Annotated in this window: 13 protein-coding genes; 2 read left to right on the top strand and 11 right to left on the bottom strand. The window is 37.6% G+C overall.

Annotated features, from left to right (window positions below; all coding sequences use genetic code 11):
• Window positions 1-4: 4 nt before the first annotated feature.
• From remA to ACSBPO_RS07555, 3 genes are all read right to left on the bottom strand, one after another.
• Window positions 5-268, bottom strand: a complete 264-nt coding sequence (gene remA, locus ACSBPO_RS07565; RefSeq protein ID WP_230495728.1) for an extracellular matrix/biofilm regulator RemA — start codon at window positions 266-268, stop codon at window positions 5-7.
• Between the two features lie 60 nt (window positions 269-328).
• A complete protein-coding gene (locus ACSBPO_RS07560; RefSeq protein ID WP_442599445.1) occupies window positions 329-1,204 on the bottom strand; it encodes a YicC/YloC family endoribonuclease in 876 nt (291 codons plus the stop codon).
• 128 nt (window positions 1,205-1,332) lie between these two features.
• Window positions 1,333-4,011 (bottom strand): calcium-translocating P-type ATPase, SERCA-type, encoded by a 2,679-nt coding sequence (locus ACSBPO_RS07555; protein ID WP_442599444.1) that lies wholly within the window; start codon window positions 4,009-4,011, stop codon window positions 1,333-1,335.
• A gap of 154 nt (window positions 4,012-4,165) precedes the next feature.
• On the opposite strand from ACSBPO_RS07555, the gene ACSBPO_RS07550 reads away from it, so the two are divergent.
• Window positions 4,166-5,878, top strand: a complete 1,713-nt coding sequence (locus ACSBPO_RS07550) for an Rqc2 family fibronectin-binding protein (RefSeq protein WP_442599443.1) — start codon at window positions 4,166-4,168, stop codon at window positions 5,876-5,878.
• 320 nt (window positions 5,879-6,198) lie between these two features.
• Complete coding sequence (locus tag ACSBPO_RS07545; protein ID WP_442599442.1) at window positions 6,199-7,470, top strand: ATP-binding protein; 1,272 nt, start codon at window positions 6,199-6,201, stop codon at window positions 7,468-7,470.
• A gap of 36 nt (window positions 7,471-7,506) precedes the next feature.
• On the opposite strand, the gene pyrE is transcribed toward ACSBPO_RS07545, so the two are convergent.
• The 8 genes from pyrE to ACSBPO_RS07505 are packed head-to-tail and all read right to left on the bottom strand — an operon-like array spanning window position 7,507 to window position 17,013.
• Window positions 7,507-8,142 (bottom strand): orotate phosphoribosyltransferase, encoded by a 636-nt coding sequence (gene pyrE / locus ACSBPO_RS07540; protein WP_442599441.1) that lies wholly within the window; start codon window positions 8,140-8,142, stop codon window positions 7,507-7,509.
• A complete protein-coding gene (gene pyrF, locus ACSBPO_RS07535; protein ID WP_442599440.1) occupies window positions 8,139-8,855 on the bottom strand; it encodes an orotidine-5'-phosphate decarboxylase in 717 nt (238 codons plus the stop codon). Before pyrF ends, pyrE begins: the two co-directional genes overlap by 4 nt.
• Window positions 8,827-9,768, bottom strand: a complete 942-nt coding sequence (locus ACSBPO_RS07530; RefSeq protein ID WP_442599439.1) for a dihydroorotate dehydrogenase — start codon at window positions 9,766-9,768, stop codon at window positions 8,827-8,829. Before ACSBPO_RS07530 ends, pyrF begins: the two co-directional genes overlap by 29 nt.
• Window positions 9,765-10,544, bottom strand: a complete 780-nt coding sequence (locus ACSBPO_RS07525; protein WP_442599438.1) for a dihydroorotate dehydrogenase electron transfer subunit — start codon at window positions 10,542-10,544, stop codon at window positions 9,765-9,767. The genes ACSBPO_RS07530 and ACSBPO_RS07525 overlap by 4 nt, the downstream gene beginning before the upstream one ends.
• Window positions 10,541-13,753, bottom strand: a complete 3,213-nt coding sequence (carB, locus tag ACSBPO_RS07520) for a carbamoyl-phosphate synthase large subunit (protein WP_442599437.1) — start codon at window positions 13,751-13,753, stop codon at window positions 10,541-10,543. Before carB ends, ACSBPO_RS07525 begins: the two co-directional genes overlap by 4 nt.
• Entirely contained in the window at window positions 13,732-14,838 is a 1,107-nt protein-coding gene (locus tag ACSBPO_RS07515) for a carbamoyl phosphate synthase small subunit (RefSeq protein WP_442599436.1), read from the bottom strand. Before ACSBPO_RS07515 ends, carB begins: the two co-directional genes overlap by 22 nt.
• Window positions 14,835-16,112, bottom strand: a complete 1,278-nt coding sequence (locus tag ACSBPO_RS07510; RefSeq protein ID WP_442599435.1) for a dihydroorotase — start codon at window positions 16,110-16,112, stop codon at window positions 14,835-14,837. The genes ACSBPO_RS07515 and ACSBPO_RS07510 overlap by 4 nt, the downstream gene beginning before the upstream one ends.
• Window positions 16,078-17,013 carry an aspartate carbamoyltransferase catalytic subunit gene (locus ACSBPO_RS07505; RefSeq protein ID WP_442599434.1) on the bottom strand — a complete coding sequence of 312 codons (936 nt, stop codon included), beginning with the start codon at window positions 17,011-17,013 and terminating at the stop codon, window positions 16,078-16,080. The genes ACSBPO_RS07510 and ACSBPO_RS07505 overlap by 35 nt, the downstream gene beginning before the upstream one ends.
• Between the last annotated feature and the right edge of the window lie 64 nt (window positions 17,014-17,077).

Here is a 17,077-nt window from a genome sequence, read left to right as displayed (position 1 = left end):
AACACTACCCTTCATCGATAATATCATCACGGTCATTGAGTCGTGCGGCAACCGTTTCAGGCTGGACAGCCGATAATATAACATGGTCACTATCCATTACAATGACTGCGCGTGTTCTTCTACCGTATGTAGCATCAATTAATGAGCCACGGTCACGGGCATCTTGAATGATTCTTTTAATTGGTGCAGACTCAGGACTTACAATGGCGATTATTCGGTTTGCTGATACAATATTTCCGAAGCCTATATTGATTAATTTAATGGACATGATGCTCCCCCAGTCATCAGTTATTTATTTTCACCGCTATTTTCCATTTCTAAACTAGTATTACTCAATATTCTGGATTTGTTCTTTTAATTTTTCTAAAAGACTTTTCAATTCCACTACTTCTTTTGCGATTTTTGAATCATTCGCCTTTGAACCAATCGTATTCACTTCTCTATTCATTTCTTGCAATAGGAAGTCTAATTTTCTTCCAATAGGCTCTGGAAGACTTAATGTTTCTACAAATTGTGAGATATGACTTTTTAATCTAGTTAACTCTTCATTAATATCTGCTTTATCGGCAAAAATAGCAACTTCCGTCATTAGTCTTTGTTCGTCAAAGGATCCATTTAAAAATTCATTCATTCTCTTTGCAAGGCGTTCTCTATATTGACTTACAACGAGTGGAGAATATTGTTTTAGCTGTTCGATGATCCCCTCAAGTGATGTTAGTTGATGTCGAATATCTAGTTCAAGCTCATTTCCTTCTGAAATCCGCATCGACACTAATTGATTAGCAGCTTCTTCAACAGCAATGAAAACAAGATTAATAAGTTCCTCATTTTCAGATTCAACCTCATCCACCTGTAACCATTCCCCACGCTGTAATAAGTCTTGAATGGAAATATCCTGTTGAAGATCATATTTATTTTTGACCTGTTGTATGTATTGAAAATATTCTTCTAAAAGTGACCAATCTATGTTTACTTTTCGATGTACAGCACCACTACCTTCTATTGTAACAAAAACTTCGATTCTTCCTCTTTGAACATAGTCTCCAAGCTGTTTTTTTATCTTATCCTCAATTTTCAGCAATTGTCGAGGCATTCGAATATTATATTCACAAAATCGATGGTTGACGGTTTTAATCTCTACTGTGATCGAATAATCATTAGATTCCTTTTGGCTCCTTCCGAAACCAGTCATACTTTTGACCATAAGAAAAGCACATCCCATCTTAAATTCAAAAAAGCATGTTAGCTAGAAACAAGACCCTTATGTCAGTTTTGTTCAAAACAAAAGGTAATAGAGTTTTTTCTCTACTACCTTTTGGATTATAACATAATTTAATTTGTTTTTCTTACCAAAAACGTACCAGCCAATAAAAAAGTTGGAATAGAAGCCAACCCAAGGATTAATAACCAATCTCTCAAGATAATCGGAACCGTATGGAAGATAGGTTGTAACGGTGGATAATAGATGACTACTAGCATTAATAAAATAGAAGAAATAACAGACCATACTAGAAAAGGATTTCCAAATGGGTTACGAGATAGAACTGATTTTTCACTGCGACAATCAAAGACATGAATCAACTGTGCCATAACAAGGGTAGCGAAAGCGATGGTTTGCGCATAAATTAATTCATCAGGATGCTGCTTATAAGTAATCATGAAGGCAGCTAAGGTAACAGATCCAATAAGGAAGCCCCGAGAAATGACTTTCCAACCTAATCCTCTCGCAAATACACCCTCTTTTGGATGTCTTGGTTCACGTTTCATTACATTTTCTTCTGGTTTGTCTAAGCCTAATGCCATTGCTGGTAACCCATCTGTTACAAGATTTACCCATAGAATTTGAATAGGTACTAAAGGTAAAGGTAATGCTAGTAACATAGCAAATAACATCACTAATATTTCACCAACATTGGAAGCTAATAAATAACGGATGAACTTTCTAATATTCTCGTAAATATTTCGTCCTTCTTTTATAGCAGCTTTTATCGTAGCAAAGTTATCATCTAATAATACGAGTGAGGAAGCTTCCTTCGCAACATCTGTACCGGTAATTCCCATAGCAACCCCAATATCTGCCGCTTTAATAGCCGGAGCATCATTAACCCCATCACCAGTCATTGCTACGATATGTCCTCTATTTTGTAAGGCTTTTACGATTTTAAGTTTGTGTTCAGGAGAGACTCGGGCAAATACGGATACATCATCGACGATCTCTTCTAATTCATTTACTGACATTTCGGCTAATTCTTTACCCTCTAACACTTTACTATTACTTGAAAGGATTCCAAGTTGTTTAGCAATTGCCTTTGCGGTAATAACATGGTCTCCTGTAATCATAATGGTTTTTATTCCAGCTGCTTTACATTCTTTTACAGCTTCTTTCACCTCTGGTCTAGGGGGATCAATCATCCCTTGTAAACCAATAAAGATTAAATCTTTTTCAGCCTCTTTCTCAGTAAAGGATAAAGAATTTCCTGTTAAAGGTTTATATCCTATTGCGATTGTTCTTAGTGCTTGTGACGCTAACTCATTAATTGCTTTTTGAACTTCTTCTTTTGAATCCTTTGACATAAATTGAACTTTATCATTCACTAAAAGAGATTCACTAATTCCAACTAATACATCAGGAGCTCCCTTTGTAACAACAAATTCCTTTCCATTCGAATCCCTAACGATTATACTCATCATTTTTCTCGAAGAATCAAATGGGAATTCTTTGATAATTTGATATTGTTTTAGAAGACGGTTTCGATCAAAACCTGCCTTCATTGCGCTTACAAGTAATGCTCCTTCGGTAGGGTCACCATCAAGAACAAATTCCTCTTCTTTTACCATTAGATTTGCATGGTTACATAAAATACCGAACATTAAAAGCTGTTGAACAGCCTTTTCATTTCTAATGTCTACTTCTTTATCATTACGTAAAAATGTCCCCTTAGGTTCATACCCCACACCATCTACAGTCCACGTTTTTCCACCCGTCCATAAATGTGTGACAGTCATTTTGTTTTGAGTCATCGTACCAGTTTTATCAGAGCAGATAACGGATGCGCAACCAAGCGTTTCAACCGCGGGTAATTTACGTACTATCGCATTCTTTTTAATCATTTTTTGAACACCCAATGACAAGGCTACTGTTACAATAGCAGGTAAACCTTCCGGAATAGCCGCAACTGCCAGTGAAACCCCTGCTAAAAACATCGTATACAATTCATGACCTTGTATGACACCTACTACGACAACCAAAACCGTTAACAGCAAGGCAGTTGTAATGAGGATTTTACCTAATTGCTCTAAACGTCGCTGCAGAGGTGTTTCCATTGTTTCAGCATTTTGGAGTAAATCAGCAATTTGTCCCATCGCCGTTTTCATTCCAGTTGCTATAACAACCCCAACTCCACTTCCTCTAGTAACCATCGTCCCCATGAAAGCGATGTTTTCCATATCACCAATTCCGAGATCTTTTGCTTTTAATTGATCATTATGCTTTTGAACAGGTAATGACTCACCTGTCAACGCAGATTCCTCTATTTCTAGGCTAGTTGTTTGAATGAGTCTTACATCCGCCCCAATTCGGTCGCCGCTTGTAAATTTAATTACGTCCCCAACAACCAATTCTTTCGAAGGTATCTTTTCCCAAATTCCATCACGCAAAACTTGTACCTGTGGAGCAGACAATTCCTTTAAAGCCTGAAGTGATTTTTCTGCTTTTCTTTCTTGAAAAAACCCTAAAAATCCATTGATAATCACAATGGCTATGATTGCGATGGCATCGATATATTCTCCAAGTAAACCTGAAATAAATGTGGCTGCAAGGAGCACTAATACCATAAAATCTTTAAATTGGCTAAAAAATAAGAGTAAAGCGGATTGCTTTTCTCCTTCTTGTAACTCGTTATAACCATGCTGTTTTTGTCTGTGTCCTGCCTTATCCTCTGATAATCCATTTTTATAATCAGTATCCAAGGCTTTTTCGATATCTGCTTCAGTCATTTCATGGAATTTCATCCCACCATTTCACTTCCCCCTATCAATTTTGCAAGAAGAGTTGTCCTCACTCTAAAGAAAGCTTATTCAGACAAGTCCAAAAAAATGCTAAAATAAGAAACAGAGCTTAAAATATAAAATGATATTGAAAATATAATGTAGAGGATGTTTTACCATGTCTTTTGATGGTCTATTTACAAATTTAATGACGAAGGAGATTTCCTCCACCCTCATTAGTGGAAGAATCAATAAAATATATCAGCCTTTTAAGAATGAAATCATTTTGTTAATACGTGCAAAAGGTAAAAACTATAAGCTATTGCTTTCCGCACATCCAAGCTATGCAAGGGTTCAACTAACAAATGAATCTTATGATAATCCAAATGAGCCACCTATGTTTTGTATGCTCCTTAGAAAACATTTAGAAGGTGCGATTATTGAGGATATTTATCAAGTAGGATTAGACCGAATGATATGTTTAGAAGTAAAAGGTCGCAATGAGCTTGGGGATATGACATACAAAAAGTTAGTCATCGAAATCATGGGGCGCCACAGTAATATTGTTTTAATTGATAAGGAAAAAAATATTATTTTAGATAGTATTAAACATGTTTCTTTTGCTGTAAATAGCCATCGAGCTATTTTGCCTGGACAACCTTATATTCTTCCACCTCAGCAGGAAAAACTAAATCCTTTCTCCATTGATGAAAGTGATGTTTTAAAAAAAGTGGATTTTAACTCTGGAAAGCTGGATAAACAATTGGTAGAACATTTTGCGGGTATCTCTCCATTATTCGCAAAGGAAATTGTCTTCCGATCAGGTTTAGCTAATCGAATGACATTACCAAAAACATTTTACCAAATGGTACAAGAAATTAATAAAGGACATGTAATACCATCCATTACGGTTAATTCGCAAAAGGAAGCTTTTTACTTTCTTCCTTTAGAGCACTTAAATGGTGATTCTCGTACCTTTGAAAGTTTAAGTGAAATGGTTGACCGCTTCTATTTTGGGAAAGCTGAAAGAGATCGTGTAAAACAACAAGCTAATGACTTAGAACGCTTTATTCAAAATGAAAAAGATAAGAATGAGAAAAAGATTGAAAAACTTAAAGCTACTTTAGACGATGCTAAAAAAGCAGAAAACTACCAATTATTTGGTGAACTTTTAACAGCCAATATGTACTCTATACAAAAAGGCATGAAAGAAATAGAAGTAATCAATTATTATGATGAAAATGGGTCAACTATCAATATTCCTTTAAACCCCTTAAAAACGCCATCTGAAAATGCACAAAAATATTTCTCGAAATATCAAAAAGCCAAAAACTCCATTGATATTATTAAAGAACAAATTGTGCTTGCAAAAGAAGAGCTTACCTATTTCGATGCCCTAGGGCAACAGCTAATGTCCGCTTCTATAAGAGATATTGCTGAGATACGTGAAGAACTTGTCGAAGGTGGATATATCCGTGAAAGACAGAAGAAAAAAAATAAGCAAGCAAATCAAAGCAAACCACAATTAGAAGTTTATAAAGCTAGTGACGGCACCGAAATATTAGTAGGTAAAAATAATAAGCAAAATGATTATTTAACAAACAAAGTAGCTGGCAGGGATGAAATATGGTTACATACCAAAGATATCCCTGGCTCACATGTAGTTATTAGAAGTAAAGTGCCGAACGAAGAGACACTAAAAGAGGCCGCCACGTTAGCTGCCTATTTTAGTAAAGCAAGACTTTCTAGCTCTGTTCCAGTTGATTTTACAAAGGTTAGACATGTCAAAAAACCAAATGGTGCCAAACCAGGTTTTGTTATCTACGATAATCAGCAAACTATCTATGTAACACCAGATGAGGATAAAGTACTTTCATTAAAAATAAAGTAAGAACAAAAAGCGGAAGCGCCTCGAACAGCCCCGACAAGCAAATGTTCTGTAGTGTAAGAAGTCTGGAATTTGACTTCTTACACTACAGGTTATTTGACCTCGAGGGGCTAGGCGCTGGAGCTGGATTACGAAAAACTTTGTCTATGTTATCGACTAGATTAAATTTTTAATTTCTTTAACAATCAAAAATCTCCTAGCCTGTTTTGCTAGGAGATTTTTTGGGCTTTCTTGTATAATTATTCAGAAAAGAGAGAATCTTGTTGAATAAATTTGTAAATACCTGTAAAATTTGGAGTAACAGCCCTTATGGACGGTGAAACATGGAAATTACGAAGCACTTATTTTCTAATCTTACCATTTTCATTATTTTTTTGTTCTTCAGCTTAGTTTTGGTTGAAAAAAATCGTAAACCTAGCATGACAAAACTCCTATATATTATTTTGTTTGTCATCATATTGTGGACATGCATTCAGTTTTCTTATCATCCGGTTCCTTCTGCACGCTTTGACCTTAGAATAATACCTTATGTGATAGGTGGACTGTACTTTGGCATTGGTCCCTTACTTTCAGCTGTGATTGTTATTTTAAGAGGGTTTTACGGGATAGATACAGGTTTTTTCTTAACTATGGTCCTATATGTCCCCTTAGCCATTTTCCTATGGCGTTTCTATCCAAGGTTTAGGGAGCAATTGCCCAAAAAGCGGATTTTGTTTTCTGTAGGAATGGGGGTCGTTCTAGGGGCGATTACCGTCTCCGGGATGGAAATCATTAAAACATCGGACTACTGGTTTGATGCTTGGTTTGCCTATTTAGTTATTCCTCCTCTTGGAATCGGGATTATAGCATACTGTATTGAATTTGTTAAAAGAAATATTGAAATGAGACACCAGCTGATCAAAGCTGAAAAATTGCAGGCTGTGGAACAAATGGGAGCAGCAATTTCACATGAAATACGTAATCCATTGACTGCTGCGAGTGGATTTGTCCAATTACTTCAAGACGGTTATTTAACTAAACAACAACAGATGGATTACTTAAGTATCGTGAAAGAGGAGTTGAAGGCTGCTGAGAGGGTAATTGAAGATTATCTAACTTTTGCGAAACCATCCTTAGTAACGATTGAAGAACTTAATGTAAAAAAAGAACTTCAACAAGTTATTACCATTCTTCAACCGATAGCTAATCAAAATTCGGTCAAAATTTTAACTGACTTTTCTGTTATAGGATTTATTCAAGGAGACCGCCAAAAATTTCGTCAAGTATTTATTAATGTTCTTAAAAATGCCGTAGAATCTATGCCTACAGGTGGGTATTTAACCGTAGGTACTGAATTTACTCGAAATCACATAACCATCCAAGTAAAGGATACGGGGATAGGGATGGCAAAAGAACAGCTTGAACGGTTAGGAGAACCCTATTATTCGACAAAGGGTTCTAAAGGCACAGGTCTTGGAATGATGGTCGTATACAGTATTGTTAGAGCTATGAATGGAACGATAAAGGTTGTAAGTGAAGTAGGCAACGGAACTACCTTTTATTTTAAATTTCCAACGTATAAGTTATCGATAGAAAATCAAACAAAAGAAAAGTAGACAGCATGCAGAACCTTTGCTGTCTACTTTTTTGATTTAGATAGATAGTTCTTTGGCCCATACCTCCGGGTTCTTTTTCCATTCTAATAAGCTATCCAATTCTTCTTTTTGAATATATCCATTCTCAACTGCAGCACCTATCAATGTTGTGTAATCCGTTAACGATACAAAAGAAATTCCTTCTGATTCTAAGTTTTTTGTAGCAAGGTCTAGTTCGTATGTAAAGATAGAAACGACCCCTAATACCTCACAGCCTGCAGATCGTAAGGCTTGAACAGTTGTGATCACACTTCCACCTGTTGAAATAAGATCCTCCACAACAACAACTTTTTGATTTGGTAACGTCTGGCCTTCAATTTGCTTCCCTGCTCCATGCGCCTTTGCTTTTGATCGTACATAAGACATTGGTAAGTTTAGTAATTCACTAACCCATGCTGCATGGGGAATCCCAGCTGTAGCTGTTCCAGCAATACACTCTACTTGAGGAAATTTCTCAGTAATAAGTGCAGCCAACCCGCTTGCTATTTTTCTACGAACTTCAGGAAATCCCATAGTGCTACGATTATCACAATAAATAGGTGACTTTAGACCGGATGACCAGATAAATGGATTTGCTGGATTTAATGCGACAGCTTTGATCTTAAGTAAATCTTCCGCTATTTGTTTTTTCATGCTTTTACCCCACTCCATTCATTTAATATTAATCTATAGGCATCCACAGGATTTTCTGCCTGTGTAATTGGTCTACCAACAACAATGGCTGATACATCATTTGCTAATGCAATTTTTGGAGTGGCTACTCTTTTTTGATCTTGTACACTTAATGTACTTTGTCTAATCCCCGGACAGACTGTTAAGAAATCAGCACCTAATACTTCTTGTATTTTTCTTGATTCAAAAACGGAACATACGATTCCATCTAATCCAGCTTCCTTAGCAAGTGATGCATAGTTCAGTACCGAATCTTCTAGAGGAACCTTTATTAACTGCTCCTTCTGCATTTGTTCTTCGGAAGTACTCGTCAGTTGGGTAACAGCAATGCAATAGGGTCTAGTTTGACCAGCTAAAGTTCCTTCCTCTAGTCCTTCCAAAGCTGCCTTCATCATATCTGTCCCCCCTGCAGCATGAACATTAACAAGATCACAACCTATTGATGCCAATCCTTTCATGGCTCGGTAAACGGTATTGGGAATATCATGAAGCTTCAAATCAAGAAAAATTTGATGGCCTTTCCCTTTTAAAAAGGATAGAATGTCTGGACCTTCCTGAAAGAAAAGTTCCATCCCTACCTTTACAAAAAGCTTCTCATCTTGAAAAGGTTCCAAAAAACGTACGACGTCGGTTTTATTTGAAAAATCAAGCGCGATAATTAACGAGTTTTTCATGCTTTTTCCAGCTCCTTCCCGTACATTCAGAAATATGTCCAACTCCTAATTTCTCTAGCAATAATGGCAGTTCTTCAATAATCTTCGGACAGACATAAGGATCTACAAAATTAGCTGTACCAACTGCAACAGCACTTGCACCTGCATAAAAATACTCGATTACATCTTCAGCAGATTGAACTCCACCCATACCAATAATTGGTATAGAAACATTCTGGCTTACATCATAAATCATTCGAACCGCAACGGGTTTAATAGCCGCTCCAGATAGACCACCGGTTCGGTTGGCTAAAATCGGTTGGGCTGTCTTTAAATCAAGTCGCATCCCTAAAAGAGTGTTAATCATGGTTAATCCATCGGCTCCGCCGTCTTCCACAGCTTTTGCCATTTCTACAATGTTTGTCACATTAGGTGAGAGTTTTACATAGACCGGAACAGAAGATACTTCTTTCACTTTTTTTGTTAAATTCTTAGCTACTTCTGGGATTGTTCCGAACGCTATTCCACCTGTTTTAACATTTGGACATGAGATATTTAACTCAAGGGCATAAACATTTGGAGCCCTTGATATATTCCTTGCGACTTCTATATAATCTTCTTCTGTAGACCCAGCTATATTGGCTATTATAGGTACATCATATTGATTTAACCACGGAAGCTCCTCATTCATGACCTTTTCAAGTCCAGGATTTTGTAAACCAATGGCATTTAACATACCTGCTGATGTTTCAGCAACCCGAGGAGTAGGATTTCCGAAGCGTGGTTCAACGGTGGTTGCCTTAATCATAATCGCACCAAGTTGACTTAAGTCATAGAACTGACTAAACTCTCTCCCAAAACCAAAACATCCTGAAGCAGGCATAATTGGATTTTTTAAATGTAAACCTGGTAGATTGACTTCTAACGATTTCATAGCACTACCTCCCCCACCTTAAAAACTGGACCATCACTGCACACTTTTTTATAGGTAAAACCATGAGGATCATTAGCTGTATGACATACACAAGCAAAACAAGCACCAATGCCGCACCCCATGCGTTCCTCTAATGATAGATACACCTTTTTATCTGGATAATGATGCTCTAAAGCCTTTAGCATCGGAGTCGGCCCGCAAGCGTACATCGTCTCAAACGGCCATTGATATTGTTCAATGACGTCTGTAACAAACCCTTTAAATCCATAAGAACCATCCACTGTAGTAATGTATGTTTCACCTAATAGTGAAAACTCTTGCTCACCGAATACGACATTCTTCGATTGAAAACCTAAAACATGAATGACCCTTACCCCTAATACGGTTAGCTGTTTAGAAAGTTCAAGTAAAGGAGGTACCCCAATTCCCCCACCAACTAGTAAAGCGGTTTTTCCTGGTTGGGTTTCCTGAACAGGAAATCCATTTCCAAGCGGACCTAATACATCCACTGTCATTCCAGGGACTTTAGTTGCTAATTGAGAAGTTCCCTTCCCCTCTCGTCGATAGATCATCGTAAATTGTTTATTTTCCCTATCAATACTGGATATACTGATTGGTCTCCTTAGTAAAGGATTTAAACCATCTCCTATTTTTAAGTGAACAAACTGTCCAGGTGTTTTCATTTCAGTGACAAGCTCACCCTGTAAGGTGAGCTTAAAGATAGAATCAGCTATTTCAATTTGTTCTTTAATAAGGCAATGCTCTTGTTTTATCATACAAGAACACTCTCCTTGGATACCGAAGCAGCTTCCATCGCTTCTGTTGAGAATGTCATGGATTCAATTACACGTAAGAGAGCATTCGCTGTATCCAATGATGTTAAGCAAGGTATTCCATTCTCTACAGACTCACGACGAATTTTAAATCCATCCCGTTCTGGCTGTTTTCCTCTTGTCAAAGTATTAATAATCAGCTGCACTTCTCCTTTTCGAATCACATCAATTAATGTGACTCCTTCCGAGCCAATTTTTCCAACGATATCAACATCTACACCATTTGCCTTCATATAATTGGCTGTCCCACTGGTCGCTACCAGCTGATAACCAATAGAAGCAAAACGTTTTGCTAGAGCTAAAGCTTCATCTTTATCTTTATCCGCTACAGTTAAAAGAACCGTACCATACTTCTGAATTTTCATTTTTGCTGCAATCAAACCTTTGTAAAGGGCTTTTTCCAGCGTACTATCTTTCCCCATTACTTCACCAGTTGATTTCATTTCTGGCCCTAGTGTAATATCCACTCTCCGTAGTTTTTCAAAAGAAAAAACAGGTACTTTCACATAAACTCCAGTTTTTTCAGGGACAAGTCCTGGAGTATAGCCTTGATCTACTAGTGATTTTCCTAAGATAATTTTTGTAGCAATTTTCGCCATTGGAACATTGGTAATTTTGCTTAGGAATGGTACAGTCCTACTTGAACGAGGGTTCACTTCAATTACATAAACTTCCTCATTGTTAATGACATATTGTATATTTAGAAGCCCGATGATATTTAAGCCTTTTGCAAGCCTTTTCGTATATTCTACTAATGTTTGTTTAACAGATGGAGATAGAGTTTGTGGCGGATAAACAGCTATCGAATCACCAGAGTGTACGCCTGCTCGTTCAATATGCTCCATTATTCCTGGAATTAACACATTCTCTCCGTCTGAAATGGCATCGACCTCAATTTCTTTTCCTGTTAAATAACGATCAATTAATACTGGATGTTCTGGGTTAATTTTGACTGCATTCGTCATATAGTGAAGCAGTTCGGTTTCTTGATAAACAATTTCCATTGCTCTTCCACCAAGGACATAGGATGGTCGAACGAGTACTGGGTAACCAATTTCATTTGCAATTTCGACAGCTTCCTGCACAGATAGTGCTGTTTTCCCTAACGGCTGTGGAATGGAAAGTTTTACAAGTGCCTGCTCGAATTTATCACGATTTTCAGCTCTATCTAAATCTTCTAAACTAGTACCTAAAATTTTTACTCCTCGTTGAACAAGTTCAGATGCTAAATTAATAGCTGTTTGACCACCAAACTGTACGACTACTCCGATTGGTTGTTCCAAGTCAATAACATGCATAACATCCTCAATGGTTAGAGGTTCAAAATAAAGCTTATCTGATATGCTAAAATCGGTCGAAACGGTTTCCGGATTACTGTTGATAATAATCGCTTCATATCCCGCTTCCTTGATTGCCCAAACAGAATGGACAGTCGCATAATCGAATTCAATTCCTTGACCAATACGTATTGGCCCAGAACCTAGTACCAGAACACTTTTACGACTAGTAACGATTGATTCATTTTCTTCTTCATACGTTCCATAAAAATAGGGGGTCTCTGATTCGAATTCAGCAGCACAAGTATCAACCATCTTATAAACAGGAATAATCCCATTCTCTTTACGCCATTGATACACTTCTTGCGACGTAGATTCCCAAAACTTTGCAAGGGCAATATCTGAAAAACCTTTTTCCTTCGCCATTTTCCCAATTTCATAATCAAATTGATTCGTTAACACTGATTTCTCAAATTCAACAATTCCTTCTAGTTTCTTCAAGAAAAACAGATCAATTAAGCTCCATTCGTGAATGGTTTCAATGGAAACTCCTCTTTTTATAGCCTCAGCAATGTAAAATAAGCGTTCGTCGCCAGCTTTACGTATTCTTTTTTCAATGGTTTCATTATCGATTTGGTCTGCATCAGCTAATTCTAAATGATAGATATTAGATTCGAGTGAACGAATGGCTTTTAATAGTGATTCTTCAAAGGTTCTTCCAATCGCCATAACCTCGCCGGTCGCTTTCATCTGTGTTCCTAGAGATCGATTTGCTGATTCAAATTTATCAAATGGCCATCTTGGTATTTTGGTGACAATATAATCTAATGCAGGTTCAAAGCTTGCATATGTTTTTCCGGTAACAGGATTCATCATTTCATCAAGGGTTAATCCAACCGCTATCTTAGCCGCTAACTTAGCAATGGGATAACCTGTTGCTTTTGATGCTAATGCAGATGAACGGCTTACCCTAGGATTTACTTCAATAATATAGTAGTTAAAGCTATGAGGATCGAGAGCAAGTTGTACATTGCACCCACCTTCAATTTTAAGGGCACGAATAATTTTTAAAGACACATTCCTTAACAGCTGATATTCTCTGTCACTCAAGGTTTGACTAGGTGCCACAACAATGGAATCCCCTGTATGTACCCCAACAGGATCAAAGTTTTCCATATTGCACACTACAATAGCATTGTCATTTGAATCTCTCATCACTTCATATTCAATTTCTTTAAAGCCTGCGATGCTTCTTTCTAATAAACACTGGCCTACTGGACTATTCTTTATCCCGCTTGAAACAATCTCAATAAGGTCTGCTTCATTATGACAGATTCCTCCACCCGTCCCCCCTAGAGTAAACGCTGGACGAACAATAACAGGATATCCAACCTTACCAACAAATTCGTATGCTTCTTTTAAGTTATGAACGATATCACTTTCTGGGACTGGTTCTCCTAGTTCGTTCATTAATTCCTTAAATAATTCACGGTCCTCAGCTTTCTTAATCGCAGAAAGTTTTGTTCCAAGAATTTCAACACCACATTCTTCTAAGATTCCTGAATCCGCTAACTCTACTGCAATATTTAAGCCAGTTTGTCCACCTAGTGTTGAAAGGATCGCATCTGGGCGTTCTTTACGAATAATTCTACTTACAAACTCTAATGTTAATGGTTCTATATAAACAACATCAGCCATTTCCGTATCTGTCATGATAGTGGCTGGATTGGAATTGACCAGAATAACTTTATAGCCTTCTTCTTTTAGGGCAATACAAGCTTGTGTTCCAGCATAGTCAAACTCTGCTGCTTGACCGATAATAATGGGTCCTGATCCTATAACTAGAATGGAATTTATATCTGTACGTTTTGGCATGCTGAAACCCCTTCCTGTTTTTCACTTTTTATCATATTTAAAAATTGGTCAAAAAGATTATTGGCATCTTCTGGTCCAGGTGAGCTTTCCGGGTGATATTGAACCGTAAATGCAGGTACTTCTTTATGCTTAAGACCTTCTATTGTTCCATCATTTAGCGCAATATGGGTAATTTCTAATGGTGACCCAATAAGAGATGCTTCTTCCACTGTATAACCGTGATTCTGAGAAGTAATGGCAACTTTACCTGTTTTCATTTCCTTTACTGGATGATTAGAGCCTCGGTGACCAAATTTCATTTTTGAGGTATCAGCACCACAGGCTAAGGCAAAGAGCTGGTGACCTAAACAAATTCCAAACATCGGTACTTTTCCTAGAATTCCTTTAATCATCTCAACGGCTTCTGGAACGTCCTTTGGATCCCCAGGTCCATTTGAAAGCATGATTCCATCAGGACGAAGCTGAAGGATTTCTGTTGCACTTGTGTTATGCGGGACAACAATTACATCACAATCACGTTTGTTTAATTCACGTAATATCCCATGTTTCATTCCAAAATCCACAAGAACCACTCGGTATCCACGCCCAGGACTCGGATACGCTGACTTCGTTGAAACTTGTTCCACCTGGTTGGTAGGCAGACTGTTTCCGCGAAGTTTATTTAACACATCTTCCACATTTTGCTCTATACCGCAAATAGCCCCCTTAAGAGTTCCATACTTGCGGATGATTCTCGTTAATTTTCTAGTATCTACACCGCTTATAGCAGGAATATTACGCATTTTAAAATATTCATCAAGTGTCCATTCACTTCTCCAATTGGATGGAAAATCCGTTGCTTCTTTCACAATAAAACCGCTAATGGCTGGATGAATCGATTCAAAATCATCTCTATTAATTCCATAATTGCCGACTAAAGGATAAGTTAGCGTGACAATTTGCCCACAATAAGAAGGGTCTGAAATAATTTCTTGATAACCAGTCATCCCTGTATTAAAGACAACCTCACCCATTTTATCAACTTCACTACCAAAACCATTTCCAATAAAAACTGTTCCATCTTCTAAGATTAATTGTCGTTTCATGCTTCTACCCTCTCCTTTGTCCAGACAATTTTCCCTTCAACCATCGTCATTACCGGCCAGCCTTGACAGATCCAGTTTTCAAACGGAGTATTTTTACCTTTTGATAGAAATTCTTCCGGGTTAATGGATTCTTCTCTTTCTAAATCAATAAGTACAAGGTCAGCTGTCCTACCCACTTCTATCTTTCCGAAAGGGAGGTTAAAAGCTTCTGCAGGCTTTAAGGTTAAAAACTCAATTAATTGCTGTAAAGTGATAATTTCCTTTTTTACTAGATTGGTATAAAGCAAAGGGAAAGCTGTTTCTAATCCTACAATCCCAAACGGTGCCAGTTGCATCCCTTCAGCCTTTTCTTCTTGTGTATGTGGGGCATGATCGGTTGCGATAAAGTCAATCGTCCCATCAATTAACCCTTCAATTAGAGCTAAACGATCTTTTGCACCACGTAACGGAGGATTCATTTTGAAATTGGCATCAAGGGATGGAATATCTTCTTCACTTAATAAAAGATGGTGTGGCGTTACTTCGGCTGTCACCTTAATTCCTGCTTTTTTTGCATCACGAACTACTCGTACCGATTCCTTTGTACTAATGTGGCATACATGGTAATGGCATCCAGCACTTTCAGCTAGTAAAACATCACGCGCGATATGAACAGATTCACATACAGAAGGAATCCCATTTAATCCATTTTCATTTGAAAATATTCCTTCATGTACACAGCCCTTATTAATTAACGTATTATCTTCACAATGAGCCACAATTGCTTTATTCAATTTTGCCGCAATTTTCATTGCCTCAAGCATCATTCCAGCCGACTGTATACCTACACCATCATCCGTAAAAGCAAAGGCACCCGCTTCTTTTAATTCTGTAAAGTTGGTAAGTTCTTGACCTAATTCTCTTATTGTTATGGAGGCATACGGTAAGACACGGACATGTGCAGTTTCTTTTATTTTTTCATTTAACCAGTTAAGCTGTTCCTTACAATCTGGAACTGGTCTTGTATTTGGCATTGCCGCAATGGTTGTAAATCCACCCTTTGCTGCTGCTTTTGTTCCCGTTTCGATTGTTTCCTTTTTTTCCCCACCCGGTTCGCGAAGATGTACATGAAGATCTATAAAACCTGGCGTTAATAATAACCCTTGTGCATCAAAGGTTTCTTCACTACTAACGTTAATTTCCTGAGCTATATGTTCAATCTTTCCATCTTTTATTAAAACGTCGACAACTTCTAATCCCTTATCTGTAAGCAAGTTCGCTTTTTTGATTAACATGTGGTTGCCCTCCTCTTTGGGTTTCAAGTATATTTTTCAGTACGGCCATCCGAACAAATACTCCATTTTCCATCTGTTTAAATATCCTTGAACGTTCACATTCCACCAGTTCATCAGCAATTTCAACATTCCGATTAACTGGTGCAGGATGCATGATAATACTAGTTGGCTTCATTCTTTTCTCTCGTTCTAACGTTAAGCCGTATTTTTGATGGTAATCTTCTGCTGTCAACGATTCTTCATCAGCATGACGTTCATGTTGGATGCGTAAAAGCATGACTACATCGGCGGTCGTAATAGTTTGATCTATAGGTTCATATGGACATTGCTTCATCATTTCAAAATCAAACCAGTTTTCAGGTCCAGAAAATACGACCTCTGCTCCTAACCTAATGAGTGTATCAGCATTCGATCTTGCAACTCTGCTGTGTTTGATATCACCGATAATGGCGATTTTTAACCCTTTAAAGCTTCCAAATTGCTGTTGAATCGTAAATAAATCAAGCAACGATTGGGTAGGATGATGGCCGCAGCCATCTCCTCCATTTACAACAGAAATCTTCACATTATCCAACCAGCCTTCATAGTACCGGTCTTGTTCATGGCGGATAACAACCGCATTGACTCCAATTGATTCTAAAGTTTTAACCGTGTCGTAAAGGGTTTCTCCCTTTAAAACGCTGGAATAATTTGTTTCAAAAGGAATAATGGATAATCCTAATCGCCTTTGTGCAACCTCAAAGCTGCATTTTGTTCTAGTACTTGGCTCAAAGAATAAATTTGCTACAAACATCTGATTTTCAGGAGTCCACTGCATCCCCTCTGAAAATCCCTTTGCATCTTCTAATATTGACAGAATTTCATCCAAGCTTAATTCAGAGGTTGTCAACAAGTGATTCATTAAGCCTCTCCCCTTTTTTATTAGGCTCTTTTCGCCTTCATTATTGTTTTTAGCCCATCCTTAG

Source organism: Neobacillus sp. D3-1R (assembly GCF_052180215.1).
In the GTDB taxonomy this organism is placed as follows: Bacteria; Bacillota; Bacilli; order Bacillales; family Cytobacillaceae; genus Pseudoneobacillus.
This window is presented reverse-complemented; position numbering and strand designations above follow the sequence as displayed.

Coding starts and splice junctions, on each gene's coding strand:
- ACSBPO_RS07555 (WP_442599444.1), bottom strand. CDS start 4,011: ATGAAATTCCATGAAATGACTGAAGCAGATATCGAAAAAGCCTTGGAT.
- ACSBPO_RS07525 (WP_442599438.1), bottom strand. CDS start 10,544: ATGATAAAACAAGAGCATTGCCTTATTAAAGAACAAATTGAAATAGCT.
- ACSBPO_RS07530 (WP_442599439.1), bottom strand. CDS start 9,768: ATGAAATCGTTAGAAGTCAATCTACCAGGTTTACATTTAAAAAATCCA.
- ACSBPO_RS07515 (WP_442599436.1), bottom strand. CDS start 14,838: ATGAAACGACAATTAATCTTAGAAGATGGAACAGTTTTTATTGGAAAT.
- carB (WP_442599437.1), bottom strand. CDS start 13,753: ATGCCAAAACGTACAGATATAAATTCCATTCTAGTTATAGGATCAGGA.
- remA (WP_230495728.1), bottom strand. CDS start 268: ATGTCCATTAAATTAATCAATATAGGCTTCGGAAATATTGTATCAGCA.
- ACSBPO_RS07510 (WP_442599435.1), bottom strand. CDS start 16,112: ATGTTAATCAAAAAAGCGAACTTGCTTACAGATAAGGGATTAGAAGTT.
- ACSBPO_RS07505 (WP_442599434.1), bottom strand. CDS start 17,013: ATGAATCACTTGTTGACAACCTCTGAATTAAGCTTGGATGAAATTCTG.
- ACSBPO_RS07545 (WP_442599442.1), top strand. CDS start 6,199: ATGGAAATTACGAAGCACTTATTTTCTAATCTTACCATTTTCATTATT.
- ACSBPO_RS07560 (WP_442599445.1), bottom strand. CDS start 1,204: ATGGTCAAAAGTATGACTGGTTTCGGAAGGAGCCAAAAGGAATCTAAT.
- ACSBPO_RS07550 (WP_442599443.1), top strand. CDS start 4,166: ATGTCTTTTGATGGTCTATTTACAAATTTAATGACGAAGGAGATTTCC.
- pyrF (WP_442599440.1), bottom strand. CDS start 8,855: ATGAAAAACTCGTTAATTATCGCGCTTGATTTTTCAAATAAAACCGAC.
- pyrE (WP_442599441.1), bottom strand. CDS start 8,142: ATGAAAAAACAAATAGCGGAAGATTTACTTAAGATCAAAGCTGTCGCA.